Source organism: Mycolicibacterium sp. XJ879 (assembly GCF_053483935.1).
The window spans coordinates 327,924-342,068 of the sequence record NZ_JBEFTH010000002.1; the positions used below are offsets into that span (position 1 = coordinate 327,924).

Annotated in this window: 16 protein-coding genes and 1 pseudogene; 13 read left to right on the forward strand and 4 right to left on the reverse strand. The window is 68.7% G+C overall.

The genetic code is table 11. The annotated features are described in order from the left end of the window. Positions 1 to 43 precede the first annotated feature (43 nt). The 10 genes from ABQF13_RS05315 to ABQF13_RS05360 all read left to right on the forward strand — a co-directional run bounded on the left by ABQF13_RS05315 (position 44) and on the right by ABQF13_RS05360 (position 8,705). On the forward strand, positions 44 to 907 hold the full coding sequence (locus ABQF13_RS05315) for a rhomboid family intramembrane serine protease (RefSeq protein WP_448391680.1): 864 nt from the start codon (positions 44 to 46) through the stop codon (positions 905 to 907). A 1-nt stretch (position 908) separates the two neighbouring features. Beyond that, positions 909 to 2,069, forward strand: a complete 1,161-nt coding sequence (locus tag ABQF13_RS05320) for an alpha/beta hydrolase (protein ID WP_448391681.1) — start codon at positions 909 to 911, stop codon at positions 2,067 to 2,069. A gap of 16 nt (positions 2,070 to 2,085) precedes the next feature. Next, a complete protein-coding gene (locus tag ABQF13_RS05325) occupies positions 2,086 to 2,850 on the forward strand; it encodes a hypothetical protein (RefSeq protein WP_448391682.1) in 765 nt (254 codons plus the stop codon). Positions 2,851 to 2,904: 54 nt separating this feature from the next. Next, on the forward strand, positions 2,905 to 3,882 hold the full coding sequence (locus ABQF13_RS05330) for a DUF4129 domain-containing protein (protein WP_448391683.1): 978 nt from the start codon (positions 2,905 to 2,907) through the stop codon (positions 3,880 to 3,882). Next, complete coding sequence (locus ABQF13_RS05335) at positions 3,879 to 4,364, forward strand: hypothetical protein (protein ID WP_448391684.1); 486 nt, start codon at positions 3,879 to 3,881, stop codon at positions 4,362 to 4,364. The genes ABQF13_RS05330 and ABQF13_RS05335 overlap by 4 nt, the downstream gene beginning before the upstream one ends. A gap of 2 nt (positions 4,365 to 4,366) precedes the next feature. After that, on the forward strand, positions 4,367 to 5,326 hold the full coding sequence (locus ABQF13_RS05340; protein ID WP_448392019.1) for an AAA family ATPase: 960 nt from the start codon (positions 4,367 to 4,369) through the stop codon (positions 5,324 to 5,326). Next, positions 5,323 to 6,573 (forward strand): DUF58 domain-containing protein, encoded by a 1,251-nt coding sequence (locus tag ABQF13_RS05345; protein WP_448391685.1) that lies wholly within the window; start codon positions 5,323 to 5,325, stop codon positions 6,571 to 6,573. The genes ABQF13_RS05340 and ABQF13_RS05345 overlap by 4 nt, the downstream gene beginning before the upstream one ends. Before the next feature lie 56 nt (positions 6,574 to 6,629). Next, complete coding sequence (locus tag ABQF13_RS05350) at positions 6,630 to 7,055, forward strand: hypothetical protein (protein ID WP_448392020.1); 426 nt, start codon at positions 6,630 to 6,632, stop codon at positions 7,053 to 7,055. Positions 7,056 to 7,116: 61 nt separating this feature from the next. Further along, the gene (locus ABQF13_RS05355; RefSeq protein ID WP_448391686.1) at positions 7,117 to 8,421 is read left to right on the forward strand and encodes an MFS transporter; all 1,305 of its coding nucleotides are present in this window, start codon (positions 7,117 to 7,119) and stop codon (positions 8,419 to 8,421) included. Further along, the gene (locus tag ABQF13_RS05360) at positions 8,418 to 8,705 is read left to right on the forward strand and encodes a hypothetical protein (protein WP_448391687.1); all 288 of its coding nucleotides are present in this window, start codon (positions 8,418 to 8,420) and stop codon (positions 8,703 to 8,705) included. The genes ABQF13_RS05355 and ABQF13_RS05360 overlap by 4 nt, the downstream gene beginning before the upstream one ends. Here the strand turns inward: ABQF13_RS05360 and ABQF13_RS05365 are convergent. After that, complete coding sequence (locus tag ABQF13_RS05365; protein WP_448391688.1) at positions 8,702 to 9,043, reverse strand: aminopeptidase; 342 nt, start codon at positions 9,041 to 9,043, stop codon at positions 8,702 to 8,704. The genes ABQF13_RS05360 and ABQF13_RS05365 overlap by 4 nt on opposite strands. A gap of 126 nt (positions 9,044 to 9,169) precedes the next feature. Between ABQF13_RS05365 and ABQF13_RS05370 the strand changes: the two genes are divergently transcribed. After that, positions 9,170 to 10,075 carry a DMT family transporter gene (locus ABQF13_RS05370; RefSeq protein WP_448391689.1) on the forward strand — a complete coding sequence of 302 codons (906 nt, stop codon included), beginning with the start codon at positions 9,170 to 9,172 and terminating at the stop codon, positions 10,073 to 10,075. A gap of 10 nt (positions 10,076 to 10,085) precedes the next feature. Here the strand turns inward: ABQF13_RS05370 and ABQF13_RS05375 are convergent, their stop codons facing one another. The 3 genes and pseudogenes from ABQF13_RS05375 to ABQF13_RS05385 all read right to left on the reverse strand — a co-directional run. Continuing rightward, a complete protein-coding gene (locus ABQF13_RS05375; RefSeq protein ID WP_448391690.1) occupies positions 10,086 to 10,394 on the reverse strand; it encodes an STAS domain-containing protein in 309 nt (102 codons plus the stop codon). 141 nt (positions 10,395 to 10,535) lie between these two features. Next, positions 10,536 to 12,743 carry a SpoIIE family protein phosphatase gene (locus tag ABQF13_RS05380; protein WP_448391691.1) on the reverse strand — a complete coding sequence of 736 codons (2,208 nt, stop codon included), beginning with the start codon at positions 12,741 to 12,743 and terminating at the stop codon, positions 10,536 to 10,538. 12 nt (positions 12,744 to 12,755) lie between these two features. After that, positions 12,756 to 13,058: pseudogene (locus ABQF13_RS05385) on the reverse strand (ATP-binding protein); the annotation flags it as partial. A gap of 273 nt (positions 13,059 to 13,331) precedes the next feature. Here ABQF13_RS05385 and ABQF13_RS05390 point away from each other — a divergent pair. Both ABQF13_RS05390 and ABQF13_RS05395 read left to right on the forward strand, forming a co-directional pair. Beyond that, positions 13,332 to 13,727 (forward strand): STAS domain-containing protein, encoded by a 396-nt coding sequence (locus tag ABQF13_RS05390; protein WP_448391692.1) that lies wholly within the window; start codon positions 13,332 to 13,334, stop codon positions 13,725 to 13,727. A 100-nt stretch (positions 13,728 to 13,827) separates the two neighbouring features. Further along, the gene (locus tag ABQF13_RS05395; RefSeq protein ID WP_448391693.1) at positions 13,828 to 14,136 is read left to right on the forward strand and encodes a hypothetical protein; all 309 of its coding nucleotides are present in this window, start codon (positions 13,828 to 13,830) and stop codon (positions 14,134 to 14,136) included. Positions 14,137 to 14,145 lie beyond the last annotated feature (9 nt).

Here is a 14,145-nt window from a genome sequence, read left to right on the forward strand (position 1 = left end):
CGGTTCACTGGCGGCCCGAAACCGCCTCTTTAAGGTGGTGCCTGTGACGTTCGATCAGGGCATACCCGCGGAGACGCAGACCTGCTACCGACACCCCGACCGGGTGAGCTATGTCCGCTGTTCCCGGTGTAACCGCAACATCTGCCCGGAATGTATGCGCAATGCGGCGGTGGGTCACCAGTGCGTCGAGTGCGTGAACGCCGGCGCCCGCACGGTCCGCCAGCCCAGGACCCAGTTCGGCGGCCGCCCGTCGGCCACCCCGACGGTGACCTACACGCTGATCGCCGTCAACGTGCTGATGTTCGTGCTGCAGACCATGTCACGGGACGTTCAGAGCGAACTCGTCCTGCATTCCGGCGCGGTCGCCGCCAACGGCGATCTCTACCGGCTGGTGACGTCGGCATTTCTGCACTACGGCATAACCCATCTGCTGTTCAACATGTGGGCGCTGTACGTGGTGGGCCCGGCGCTGGAGGCCGCGCTCGGCCGGCTGCGGTTCGGCGCGCTCTACTTCCTCAGCGCGCTCGGCGGATCGGTGCTGGTGTATCTGGCGTCCCCGGTGAACGCGGCGACCGCGGGCGCCTCCGGGGCCATCTTCGGCCTGTTCGGCGCGACGTTCGTGGTGGGTAAGCGCCTCAACCTCGATGTCCGCTGGGTGACCGCGATCATCGGGCTCAACCTGGTGTTCACGTTCGTCATCCCGCTGATCAGCTCGGTCAACATCAGCTGGCAGGGCCACCTCGGCGGGCTGATCACCGGCGCGGTGGTCGCCGCCGCGTATGCGTACGCGCCGCAGAAGTCACGCAACCTCGTACAGGCCGGGGTCACCGTCGCGATCCTGGTGCTGTTCGCCGTGCTGATCTGGTGGCGCACCGCGTACTTGATGGAGTTGTTCGGGCTGGCCTGACGTGATCGCGTACGCGGTGGCGGTGCCGCTCACCGTGGTGCCCGCGCTGGCCGTGCTGGGCACGCTGCTGTACGACGTGCCCTACGTGGGCCTGGCGACGGCGTTCGCGCCGTGGTTTCTCGTCTGGCTGATCGTGGCCGCGGCGATCGGCGCGGCGGTGGCGGGCTACCGCTGGTGGCGCGGACGTGGCTGGTTCGCCGCGGCGCTGACCGTGGTGGCCGTGCTCGCGCTGACGGGCGCGTCGTTCATCACCGCGCGGATGACAGCCGCCGTCGACGCCGCCGGAGCCGACGTCGACTTCGTCGACCTATTCGGCATCGGGCTGCCCGAATCCGCGGCGCCCGACGCCGAAGCGACCTACACGACGTTCGAAGGCGAACCGCTGCAGCTCAGCATCTACCGTCCGCCCGGCTCGACGGACACCTCGCGCGCACCGGTGCTGGTCTACATCCACGGTGGCGGCTGGGTCGCGGGTGACCGGCACTCGCGCAGCACGGATCTGCGGTGGCTCGCCGACCGCGGCTGGCTGGTGATCAGCGTCGGCTATTCGTTGTCGTCGCACGACCGTCATCTGGCCGACGTCGCCCAGGGCCAGCTCGGTTGCGCGCTGACCTGGATCGGTGCGAACGCCCACCGCTACGGCGGGGACCCGACGCGGATGTCGATCTCCGGTCACTCCGCGGGCGGCAACCTCGCCGTCAACACCGCCTACCTGGCGGCCGCGGGAACGCTGCCGTCGTCGTGCGGTGGCCGAGCGCCCGCGGTACACGCCGTGTCGGTAATGTATCCCGCCGTCGACCCGGCGGGCATGTACCGCAACCCCGACCCCGCGCTCGGCAACACCTCACGCGACATGGTCTCGGCCTACACCGGCGGATCACCCGAGCAGTTTCCCGAACGCTACCAACGCATTTCGTCGGCCAGCCATATCAGCGCCGACGCGCCGCCGACGCTGATCATCGCGCCCGAGGCCGATCACCTGGTGCCGGTCGACGGCACCTACCGGTTCGCCGAACAGGCCGCGGCGGCCGGCGTCGACGTCGAGCTGGTCACCGTGCCGTTCGCCGATCACGTGTTCGACGCGCGTCCCGGCAGCATCGGCCAACAGGCCTATCGCCAGCTGACCGCGCGCTGGCTGCGCGACCATGGTCAGGAACCGTAACGGCAGGGAGGTTCGGATGGACCCGCTCGACGAGCTCTACGCCGCCAGGCTCGAGGAGTTCACCGCGCTGCGCACCAAGCTCGCCGGAGCCGCAAAGAAACGCGGTGACACCGAGCAGGCCAAGACGATCTCGGCGGCACGCAAACCCACCACCGCGGCGTGGGTGGTCAACCGGCTTGCCCACGCCGACGAGGCCGTGCGGCAGCGCCTCACCGACCTCGGCGCCCGGCTGCGCCAGGCCCACGCCGAGATGGACGGTGACCGCATCCGCGAGTTGTCCATCGAACAACGCCGGCTCGTCGACGACCTGACCCGCACCGCGTTTGAGGAAGTCGAGCTGAGCAACCCGGCGGCGTCGCTGCGCGATGACGTCACCGCGACGCTGCAGGCCGCCGTCGCCGACGCGGACGTCGCGGCCAGGATCGGCCGGCTGACCAAGGCCGAACAGTGGTCGGGTTTCGGCGGATTAGGTGCCAGCGCAGCGGTTTTCAAGCCGACCAGAAGCGCCAAGAAGGCCAGCGCGAAAAAGACCAAGCCCGAGTCGGACCGCGACGAGGCGCGGGCGGCGCTGAAGGAAGCCGAACGGGTCAAAGTCGAGGCCGACGAGGCACTGGCTGAACTGCAGGCTGATGTGGCCACCGCCCGACTGCGCCACCTTGACGCGCAACGACGACTGGAGGAGGCCGGGGCGGCGCTGGCTGCCGCAGAAGACGCCTTCGAGAAGGGGAAACAGGCCAGCCGTGAAGCCGCGATGCGAGTTCGGTGCGCCAAAACGCGCTGAGCGCTCGTTCGCGCACCGAAACCGCTGAGGGGCTGACAGGATGGGGTCAGGGCCATGGCCGGTTTCGACAAGTCGACACAGCGGGTGATCGCGGTCATCGCGCTTCTGATCCTTGCCGTATGGGGGCTGCGCGGATACCTTCCCGGCGCACCCGAGCCGCCGGTGGAGCGCGAACCGCCGCAGAGCAATCCCGCGGCGCTGGCCGCCGTCGTCGCGCTGCTGACCGCGGCGGTGGCGATCATCGCGTTCGCGATCATCGTTCGGTTGCGCGACCGCCGAGCCCGCCCGCCGTCATCGGCTCCGCTGCCGGGCAGCCCCGGGACGGTGGGGCGGCCGAGCTGGCGCTTCTCGTTGATCGCGCTGGCCGTCGTCGTCGCCTGGCTGCTGCTGATCATCGTGTTGAGCCGGGTCGGCGGCCAGGACCTGATCGAACAGCCAGCACCCGAGGCCGCACCTGAGGGCGCCGGCGCGACGCCCGATGACCCGCGCCCCGCTGCGCCCACGCGGGCGCCCGACGACGCTGATGAGGGCGGCGGTGACGTCCTCGGATATCTCGTCGCACCGATGCTGGTTCTGATGGCGCTGGTGGTGCTCGGCACGGCGATCGCATCGCGGCGGCAGCGCCGCGCCGAACCGCCCGACGAGTTCACCGACGACGACAGTGCATCGTCGGCCGCGACGCGCCCGACGGACTCCCTTGCCAGGGCGGCAGAGATCGGGCTGGCCGAGATCGGCGATCTGCGCCGCGAGCCACGCGAAGCGATCATCGCGTGCTATGCGGCGATGGAATCTGAGCTGACCCGGGTGCCCGGCGCCATGCCGCAGGACTGCGACACCCCCACCGAGGTGTTGGCCCGCGCGGTCGCCCACCATGCGTTACGCGCCGACAGCGCAACCGAACTGGTCGAGCTGTTCGAGGAGGCGCGGTTCTCCCCGCACGTGATGACCGAGACCCACCGCACCGCCGCGGTCGGGGTGCTGCACCGCGTACTGGCTGAACTGCGTGACCGCATCCCGGAGGTGCGGGCATGAAAAGGCTTGCCGCGTCCGGGTTTCTGCTCGTCGTGGGCGTCGAGTTGATGGTGCTGACCGCACCCGATCGCGGCATGGCCCTCGTCATCTCGGGAATGGCGCTCGCAGTTGCGCTGCTGGGACTGCGTTGGCATCTGGTGCGCAGCCCCGATGACGGGGCGGGTGACATCCCCGCAGACGAGGCGGCAGCGTCGCTGCGACGCTGGCTGTCACGGACCGAGACCCTGGTCAGCAGGGCGGACTCCACCCGAAGGGACTGGGACCGCCACCTGCGGCCGATGCTCGCGCGGCAGTTCGAAATGGCAACGGGCCAAAAACGACTCAAGAACCGTGAGGCGTACTCGGCCACCGGCAAGATGCTGTTCGGCGCGCAGCTTTGGGCATGGGTGGACCCCGAGAACGTCGCGCACAGTGACGCCAACGAGCCCGGGCCCGGCCGGGCCGCGCTCGACGAGATCCTGAAACGGCTGGAGCGGATATGACCATGGGCCTTCCCGCGGCGACCACCACCGCGAACTGTGAAACCGTGCTCGACGAGATCGGGCGCGTCGTGGTTGGCAAACGCGGTGCGCTCGCGCTCATCCTCACCACCGTGCTCGCAGGCGGGCACGTGCTCATCGAGGATCTGCCGGGGCTCGGCAAGACGTTGATCGCCCGGTCGTTCGCCGCCGCACTGGGCTTGCAGTTCAAGCGGGTGCAGTTCACCCCGGACCTGCTGCCCGCCGACCTGCTCGGCTCGACGGTCTACGACATGCAATCGGGCCGCTTCGAGTTCCGGCCCGGGCCCATCTTCACCAACCTGCTGCTGGCCGACGAGATCAACCGCACCCCACCCAAGACGCAGGCGGCGCTGCTGGAGGGGATGGCCGAGCGTCAGGTCAGCATCGACGGCGTCACCCACCGGTTGCCCGCCCCGTTCATCGTGCTGGCCACCGACAACCCCATCGAGTACGAGGGCACCTACCCGCTGCCCGAGGCGCAACTCGACCGGTTCACGATCCGGCTGGAGCTGAACTATCTGGCTGAGCCCGAGGAGGTTTCGATGCTGCGCCGCCGGATCGACCGCGGTTCGGCCGAACCGGTGGTGCAGCAGGTCGTCGACGCCGACGAGCTGATCGCGATGCGGGAATCGGTGGAGCAGGTCAGCGTGCACGACGACGTCCTGCGCTACGTGGTGTCGCTGGCGGGGGCAACCCGCCAGCATCCGCAGGTCGCCGTCGGCGCCAGCCCGCGCGCCGAACTCGACCTGGTCCAGCTGGCCCGCGCCCGCGCACTGCTGTTGGGCCGCGACTACGTCATCCCCGAAGATGTGAAATCCCTTGCCGTACCGGCGATCGCACACCGGATCAGCCTGCGGCCAGAGATGTGGGTGCGCCGGGTACACGGCAGCGACGTGGTCCAGGAACTGTTGCACCGGCTGCCGGTCCCGCGGGCGCAGACGTGACCGAGACCCGCAGCGCCGAACCCCAATTGACCTGGCATGCTTCACCTCTCGCACGGGCACTGTTGACGTGTGCGACGGTCGCGTTCGTGGTGTCGGTGATCGCCGGGTGCTGGCAGCTGATGGTGTTCACCGCGCCGCTCATCGGAGTGTTGTGCTCGATCGGCTGGCAGCCGTCCCCGCCGACCGTGCGGGTCTACGCCCAACCCGGGACGCACCGGTGCTTTGAGTCCGAACGCGCGCGGATCACGGTGTGGGCGGACGCCCGGTCTGAGGTGACGCTCGCGGTCTCGGCCCCGGACGGGATGCGCTGGGACGTCGTCGACGGCGACGGTCCACGGCGAAAGACCGTCGAGGTGAGCGCCGACCGGTGGGGCCGCTATCCGATCCGGGCGCACGTGCGGGTCACCGCGCGCGGCGGGCTGCTCGATGGCCGCGGGACCGTCGACGCCGCCAACGTCTACGTCTTTCCGCAGGCTCCGCCCCAGTCGACGGCGCTACCGCGCACCGAACTTCTCGACCGGCTCGGCACGCACCTGACCCGGCATGTCGGGCCCGGCGTCGAGTACGCCGATGTGCGCCGATACGTGCCCGGTGACCAGCTGCGCACGGTCAACTGGCCGGTAAGCGCCCGGCGCGGCAGCCTGCATGTCACCCAGCGGCTGACCGACCGCGCCGCCGACGTCGTCGTGCTCGTCGACAACTATCCGCAACCGGCCGGGCCGGCGACCGAGGCCACCGACCGCACCGCGCGCGGCGCCGTGCAGGTGGTGCAGAGCGCGCTACGCAGCGGTGACCGTGCAGGCGTCGTCGCGCTGGGGGACCGGCGGCCGCGCTGGCTCGGCGCCGACATCGGGCGCCGCCAGTTCTACCGGGTGCTCGACGCGATCCTCGCCGTCGACGACGGGTTCGAAACCACGCCGGGCACGCTGGCGCCCCGCGCTGCGCTACCACCCGGCGCCATCGTCGTCGCGTTCTCCACGATGCTCGACACCGAATTCGGCTTGGCGCTCATCGATTTGCGCAAACGCGGACACACCGTCGTCGCGGTCGACGTGCTGGAGGGCGCACCGTTCGCCGACGACACCGACCCTCTCATCGCCAGAATGTGGACGCTTCAGCGGTCGTTTCTGTACCGCGACATGGGCACCGTCGGCGTCGACGTGGTGTCGTGGCGCGTGGTCGACACGCTGGATCAGGCGATGCAGTTGGTGCCCGAACGTCGACGCCCCGTGGGGCGGCCGCGGTGAACCGCGCAATGGCCACCGCGGTGAACCGCGCAATGGCCACCGCGGTGAACCGCGCAATGGCCACCGCGGTGAACCGCGCAATGGCCACCGCGTTCGGGCTGGTGATGGTGGCGGTCTCGGCTGTGCAGGCCGGCGACGCCGCACTGGTGGTGGCCGGGTCGGCGGCGCTGGCAGTGTTGGCGGGCAACGCGTTTGCGCCCTGCGCGACGCTTGCCGTGCTGTTGTCGGGTGCGGTGCTGGTGCTCTCCGACGCGGTGCCGATGCTGGCCGCGTTGTGTGGGCTGACCGCGGCCGGCTACCTGATGCTGCGGCACACATCTGCGGCGACAGCGCCCACAGTGATTGGTGCGGTGGGGTTTACGGCCATCGGGCTGATAGCGGTCTCGCTGCCCGCCGAGGTGCCGTGGCTGCCGCTGGTGGTGCCGGTCGCGGTGCTGGCGCTGGTGGTGCTTGCCACCCGACCGTTCTGGGCCGACCGATAAACTCCAAACCACACCGGCGCCAGCACTATTGAGCGCAACGCTTAATCTCAGGGAGCAGTACATGCCGTCCGACGTGCGCAAGGCCATCACCGGAGCATCGATCGGCAACGCCGTCGAATGGTTCGACTTCGCGATCTACGGGTTCCTGGCGACGTTCATCGCCGCGAACTTCTTTCCGGAGGGCAACGAAACCGCCGCTCTGCTCAACACATTCGCGATCTTCGCGGCCGCCTTCTTCATGCGGCCGCTCGGCGGATTCGTCTTCGGCCCGCTCGGCGACCGGATCGGGCGCCAGCGGGTCCTGGCGATCGTCATCCTGTTGATGTCGGCGGCGACGGTGGCCATTGGGCTGCTGCCGACCTACGCCTCGATCGGCGTCGCCGCACCGCTGCTGCTTCTGGTGCTGCGCTGCCTGCAGGGGTTCTCAGCAGGCGGTGAGTACGGCGGAGGCGCGGTGTACCTGGCCGAGTTCGCCTCCGACAAGCGCCGCGGGGTGACCGTCACGTTCATGGCGTGGTCCGGAGTGCTGGGCTTCCTGCTCGGCTCGTTGACCGTGACGCTGCTGCAGGCCCTGCTGCCCGCAGCCGCGATGGAGAGCTACGGCTGGCGCATCCCGTTCCTGATCGCCGGGCCGCTGGGCCTGGTCGGCCTCTACATCCGCCTGCGTTTGGACGACACCCCGCAGTTCGCCGAACTGAGTAAGTCCGATCAGGTGGTCAAGTCGCCGTTGCGAGAAGCCGTCACGACCGCGTGCCGGCCCATCCTTCAGGTGATCGGGCTGTTCATCGTGTTCAACGTCGGCTACTACGTGGTGTTCACGTTCTTGCCCAACTACTTCATCCAGACCCTGGAATTCTCCAAGACCAGCGCGTTCGTCTCGATGACGTTGGCCAGCCTGGTTGCGCTGATCCTCATCCTGCCGCTGGCGGCGCTGTCGGACCGCATCGGACGCAAACCGCTTCTCATCGGCGCCTCGGCGGGTTTCGCGGTGCTGGGCTATCCGCTGTTTCTGCTGCTGGACTCGGGCTCGTTGACGGCGGCGGTGATCGCGCACTGCTGCCTGGCCGCGATCGAATCGGTCTACGTGTCGGTGGCGGTGTCGGCCGGCGTCGAGCTGTTCGCCACCACCGTGCGCTACAGCGGCTTCTCCATCGGCTACAACATCTGCGTCGCCGGGTTCGGCGGCACCACACCGTATGTGGTCACCTGGCTGACCGCCGAAACCGCCAACAACGTGGCGCCCGCCTTTTATCTGATCGCAGCGGCGGTCATCTCGCTGGCTGTGGTGTTCACCATGCGCGAGACCGCCGCGCGCCCGCTTCCGCAGACCACCGACCAGCGGATGGCCGCTATCGTGGGGCCATGAAGCTTCAGGTGTTGCCCTTCGTCTCGATCGAGATCGACGACCGTCTTCGCCGCAGGCTGCGCTCGGCAGGCGATCGCTTCCGGGTCCAGATCCGGGCTTACCTGCGCAGCGCAGCCGACGACGTCGACGAGGCCAGCGACCGGGTCCGCGGGCTGTGCGACCGTGCGGTCACCCGCGTCGACACGGTGGTGGCGTCGGTCAACGACAAGATCGCGCCGACCCCCCAGCCGACGCCGCACGCGCCGCCACGCCTACGCGTGGTCGGGGGCCGCGAAGCCAGTTAGGTTCGCGCGCCGCCGGTGCGGCTGCCGAGGAAGAACCCGCCGACCAGGATCACGAGCCCGATGACCGCCACCGGAATTGCCCAGGTACGCCGCTGCGACACCGCCGACTCGCACTGCGCGACGTAGTCGGTGTGCGGGATCAGCTCGTTGAGCACCGGCAGGTTGGCCGGATTGCTGTTGTCCACGTCGCGGGCGGCTGCGTAGTCCGCGGCGATGGCATTACCGCAGCCGATGTCCTGATTGTCGGGTCCGGCTACCGATACGGGTACCAGAAGACCAATGACTCCCACGACCAACACGATCGCGCCCAGCAACAGCACCAAACGTCGCATGTTCATGATCGCTCAATGCCCACTCGGGCCGACGCCGAAACTTGCCCGCGGTCACACCGACTACGCGACCCATCGGCCCATATGGTCTGCTTGTCCGGTGCGCCGGCCGCGGTCTGAAGGGAGTTCGACGCCTTGCTAAGCCACGGTCTGGCCGTAGTTCTCGCGTTGCTCGCCGCGGTGTTCCTGGCGATCGGCATCGTGGTCCGCCAGCGCGCCACCATGGACGTCGCACCCGAGCACGGCGTCAGCAGCGTGATGCTGTTCACCCTGCTGCGCAGGCCATTGTGGTGGGCAGGCACCGCAGCCGCGGTCACCGGGTTCTGCTTCCAGGCGTTCGCGCTGGCGTTCGGTTCGTTGATGCTGGTCCAGCCCATCCTGGTATCCGCGCTGCTGTTCGCGCTGCCACTGAGCGCCCGCCTCGCCGATCGCCGCGTCACCCGAAGTGACTGGCTCTGGGCGTCGGCGCTGACCGCCTCGCTGGCCGTATTCGTCGTGCTGGCCAAGACCCGCCCCGGCGACTACGAAGCATCCGCGCCGCTGATGGTGATCGTGGCGGTGGTGTGCGCGGCGGTCGTGACCGCATGTGTGGTGGTGGCGGTGCGCAATCCGGGCTGGCGCCGTGCTGTGCTGCTGGCCGTCGCCGTCGGCGTGCTGTTCGGTGTCGTCGCGGTGCTCACCAAGGTCGTCATGCACATCCTCACCCACACCGGGCTGCTCGCCGTGATCAGCACACCGATCCCCTACCTGCTCGTGGCGCTGGGTGTCATCGCGGTGTTTTTGCAGCAGTCGGCGTTTCACGCCGGCTCGCTGCAGACCTCGGTGCCGACAATGCTGGTGCTCGAACCCGTCATCGCTGTGGTGCTCGGAGCCGTCGTACTCGGCGAACACATGACCGTGAACGGCGTCAAAGCCGTGGCGATCACGATCGCGGTCGTCGCGATGACGGCGTCGACCATCGCCCTCGGCCGCGAGGAGGGGGCACTGGAAGAAGAGCTCGAGGCCAGCCGAACTAGCCCGGTGGCCGGCCGACCGACCTAGTCCCGCAGACTCAGCCGACTTGTACCGTCGCGACCTGATCCAGACCCGAGATCTCCAGCAATGTCGTGATCGGCCCGTTCGCCGGCACCACCAATGTGAGTTTGCTGCTGGATGCGACCGAAAACAGTTCGCGCAGAGCGGTACTGTCGCAATAGGTGACCTGAACCAGGTCGACGGTGACTGCGGCGTGCTCATCGGCGGCGCGCGCCAGTACCGCGGCGAACTCGTCGATGTTGGCCAAATCGATCTCGCCGGTAGCGGTGACGACCGGTGCCTGCTCGGCGTCGGGGCGGCTCAACCGGAACTGCGAGGTGGTCATGGCGTGCGCGGCGGAGCCGACCCGCAGGGGTAAACACCAGTGCCGCACCAATGTTGGCGCATCGCAACTCCTGAAATCGACCCGCGCTGATTGCCGATTGAACCAATACCACGCGGACGCTCGCGGCGTGGTACCCAAGCCTCAGTTGCCGTCGTCCGGCAATCGAAACGACATCTCCACCGTCGTGCCCGCGGGTGTGCCGTCCAGATCCACCCCATCGCTGACCGCGCGCATCAGCAACAACCCCCGCCCCCTGGTGCCCGGGTCGGCAGGCGGCGGCTTCCACGAACCATGGTCGGAGACGCTGATGTATACCTCGTGTTCTTCGACGTCGGCTGCCACCCGCATACGGCCGGAATCCCGGTCGCGGTAGGCATGCTCGACCGCGTTCGAACACGCTTCGTTGACCACCAGCACGATGTCGTCGGCCAGCGGCGCAGGAACGCCGTTGCCGTGCAGCCATGCGGCCAGCCGGTGCCGAACCTCGCTGAGCCGGGTCGCTGCGGCTTCGATGTCGATGCGCAGCGGCATGTAGGCGTGCCGGTAGAGCACGATCGCGACGTCGTCGTCGAAACCGTTGTCGGGCATCAGCTTTGCCAGCACCGTGTCCGCGACGGTTTCGATGTGTTGTTCGGTGGTTTCAGCGAGAACGTCGCTGAGGTGGGCGATCTGGTGGTCGATCGCTTCGGCACGCCGCTCGACCAGCCCGTCGGTGTAGAGCATCAGCGTCGAGCCGGGCGTCAGCGCGCGGTCCGCCTGCGGGCGTGGTTCACCGCGCAGCACCGCCAGCGGCACCGAACGCCCGTCGGTCAACAGTTGCGGCGGTGACCCACCGCAGGCAAGCACCGGCGGCACGTGGCCCGCGCTGCTGTAGCGCACGGACTGAGCTTCGGTGTCGAGTACCGCCACGAACACCGTGGTGCAGAACGCGTCCGGGATCAGATCGGCCACCGAGTCGAGGTGCTCGAGCACCGCCGCGGGCTCCGCGCCCGTCAGCAGCAGCGCCCGCGTGGACGCCCGCAGCTGGCCCATCACCGCCGCCGCCGACAACCCGCGGCCGACACAGTCGCCGACGACCACGCCGATCCGGTGCTCGGCGACCGGCAACACGTCGTAGAAGTCGCCGCCGATCTCCAGCGGCGGAACGGCCGGCTCGTAGCGCACGGCGAAACCGGACGGAAGCGTGGTGGAGGCGAGCATCGAGCGCTGCAGCGTCAGCGACGTCTCCCGGACGCTCTCGAACTGGCGGACATGCTGCATGGCCAGACCCAGATGCCCGACCAGCGCGCTGACCAGTCGCCGGTCCTCGGTGCTGACCACGCGGGGGTTGCGGTGCTCCAGGCAGACCACGACGTCGCGGGTGCTGGACAGCACCGCCGCGAAGCCCCGCGTGGTGCCGGCGCTGGGCGCGGCGCCGACCGGGTTGACGGTCAGCGGCAGCCAGTCGCGGGCGTCCTCGAAGGTGCGACGCCAGTCCGGGTCCAGGTCCTGCCAACTCGCCACGGCGGGCTCACCCGCCACGTGGATCGTCGGGTCGGTTCCGGTCGGGGACCAGATGGCCGCGGTCACCCGCGCGACGTCCAGTGCGGATGCGCACTGCGCCAATGTGATCGACAGCAGCTCGTCGACGTTCTTGGCGAGGCTGACCGCGGTGGCCAGCCTTGCCACCGCGCTGTCGCGTTCGGCCGCCGCCCGCGGAGCGGTGATGTCACGGAGCGTGCCGACATAGGCAGTGCGGTCTGATGCGTGCCCGGTGATGACGTTCATGCTCAGCGCCACCCACCGGCGGCGCCCGTCGCGGTGCTGAATGGCGACCTCGGCCGTGCCCGCACCGCGCCGCGCCACCTCCGCCAGATGTGCGATCGCGGTGTCGGGATCGTCCACCCAGGGATGGGGCATCGGGTAGGGCAGGCCGTTGGCGCCATACCCGGTGATGTCGGTGAACGCGTCGTTGATCTCCATGATGGTGCCGGTGTGGTCGGCGACGAAGAAGCCATCCTGAAGGGAGTTCACCAGCGCGGTGCGAAACTCGTCGCGACCAGCGAGGTAGTCGGCGCGGGCCCGCTGCTGTGCGTAACGCCTTCTGCCGTCGAGGAATCCGCGAGATGCGACATCGAACGCCGCCAGCGACTGCAACAGAAACTGCAGTGCTCTGCCGGAATCGGTATCGCGGTCGGCGGTGCCGGCCAGACGTGAATGGTTTTCGACGATGTCGAGCACGCTCATCTCGTCGCGCAGCGCCTGACGTCCGAGGACGTGTCCGAGCGCCAACGCAGCTTCGTCACCGGTACGCAGGTAGGTTTGCAGCGCCTCGGCGTAGCGGGCGTAGAAGTCGCCGGCGTCGGTCATGGCCCCTCACGCCTATGCACCGTCGGGAACCCACTTCCACATCTCGATCACCGTGCCCGTGTCCGGCCCGCAGTCGACCTGCACTCGGTCCATCAGCCTGCTGGCTCCCGGCAGGCCCAGCCCCAACCCGCGGGCCGTGGAGTAACCATCCTCCATCGCGCGTTCGACGCCGGCGATTCCGGGCCCGTCGTCCTCGGCCTGCACCACCAGCGCCTGCCTGCCGTCGCGGAACTGCACACCGATACGGATCTTCCCGTTCGCCGCGTAACTCATGATGTTACAGGCGATCTCGGCGATAGCGGTGGCGACCGTCGTCGGAGCCGCTGGTCTGGACGACAACGTCAAGCGCCACTCTCACTCCCCGCTCGCCGGGTCCGAACCGCACACCCTCGGATCAGCCGGTCAGCCCTGCGCGGTTCGGCTCGACGGACGGATTCGACATCCAACCTCCCAGCTCTGGCACCGGCTCGGCGTTTACGTACGCACGGGTCTTACCGCGACACTAGCCTGCAGGTTAGGTCGGGGAACCGTCGAAGCGTTGATCTGCATTCGGGGGCAAGCGCTAAGCTCTGCGCACTGCCGTCGTCCATGGCGGCGCTCACGAACCGAAGGACCGCTGTGCCAGGTAATGACCCGATCACCGCGTCGGTCTCCCACCAAGATGGGATCGCCGTGGTAGTGGTCGGCGGCGACGTCGACGTGGCCACCGTCAGCACTCTCGAGGAGGCGATCACCGATGCGTTGGGCGCCGAGCCCACCGCGTTGGTGATCGACCTGACCGACGTCGAGTTCCTCGCGTCGGCGGGCCTGCAGACGCTGGTGGCCACCAACGAAGCCGTCATCAAGAACACCGGCTTTGCTGTCGTCGCCAACGGTCCCGCAACCAGCAGGCCAATCCAGTTGACCGGCCTGGACCAGGTCTTCGCCATGTATCCGACGCTGGCGGAGGCGATCGCCGCGCTGAGCGCTGCTTCACAGAACTAGTCGACGCGCGCGGACCCGCAGATTCCACTAAAGTTGCACTTCGCCGGCGGTGATCTTGGTACGCCCTCGGTGCTGGGTCACAACAGAATGGGATCAAACTATGAGGCCAGGCCGTTTGGGGTGCCGTATCGCCTCGGTCGCCGGTGGCGCCGCGGTCGCGGCGACCGTGCTGTTGACCGCGTCGTGCGCCGCCGAAGAGGAATCCACGCCGGAAGACACCACCACGACAACCACGACGACAACCACGTCCACCACGACGACGGCACCGCCCGAGAGCCCGCCGCCGCCCGCCCCGGGCGACCCCGGCCCGCCGACGGAGAAGGCGCCGCGCATCGATCCGGGACCCAACCCGTTCTCGCCGACGGTGAAGGCACCACCTGCGCCGACGGCCATCCCGGGCGATCACTGAGCGTCGATT

What these genes read in the sequence shown, in the direction of transcription:
- ABQF13_RS05325 (WP_448391682.1), top strand. Translation starts at nt 2,086, where the DNA reads ATGGACCCGCTCGACGAGCTCTACGCCGCCAGGCTCGAGGAGTTCACC.
- ABQF13_RS05330 (WP_448391683.1), top strand. Translation starts at nt 2,905, where the DNA reads ATGGCCGGTTTCGACAAGTCGACACAGCGGGTGATCGCGGTCATCGCG.
- ABQF13_RS05335 (WP_448391684.1), top strand. Translation starts at nt 3,879, where the DNA reads ATGAAAAGGCTTGCCGCGTCCGGGTTTCTGCTCGTCGTGGGCGTCGAG.
- ABQF13_RS05340 (WP_448392019.1), top strand. Translation starts at nt 4,367, where the DNA reads ATGGGCCTTCCCGCGGCGACCACCACCGCGAACTGTGAAACCGTGCTC.
- ABQF13_RS05350 (WP_448392020.1), top strand. Translation starts at nt 6,630, where the DNA reads ATGGCCACCGCGGTGAACCGCGCAATGGCCACCGCGTTCGGGCTGGTG.
- ABQF13_RS05355 (WP_448391686.1), top strand. Translation starts at nt 7,117, where the DNA reads ATGCCGTCCGACGTGCGCAAGGCCATCACCGGAGCATCGATCGGCAAC.
- ABQF13_RS05360 (WP_448391687.1), top strand. Translation starts at nt 8,418, where the DNA reads ATGAAGCTTCAGGTGTTGCCCTTCGTCTCGATCGAGATCGACGACCGT.
- ABQF13_RS05365 (WP_448391688.1), bottom strand. Translation starts at nt 9,043, where the DNA reads ATGAACATGCGACGTTTGGTGCTGTTGCTGGGCGCGATCGTGTTGGTC.
- ABQF13_RS05375 (WP_448391690.1), bottom strand. Translation starts at nt 10,394, where the DNA reads ATGACCACCTCGCAGTTCCGGTTGAGCCGCCCCGACGCCGAGCAGGCA.
- ABQF13_RS05380 (WP_448391691.1), bottom strand. Translation starts at nt 12,743, where the DNA reads ATGACCGACGCCGGCGACTTCTACGCCCGCTACGCCGAGGCGCTGCAA.
- ABQF13_RS05390 (WP_448391692.1), top strand. Translation starts at nt 13,332, where the DNA reads ATGGCGGCGCTCACGAACCGAAGGACCGCTGTGCCAGGTAATGACCCG.
- ABQF13_RS05395 (WP_448391693.1), top strand. Translation starts at nt 13,828, where the DNA reads ATGAGGCCAGGCCGTTTGGGGTGCCGTATCGCCTCGGTCGCCGGTGGC.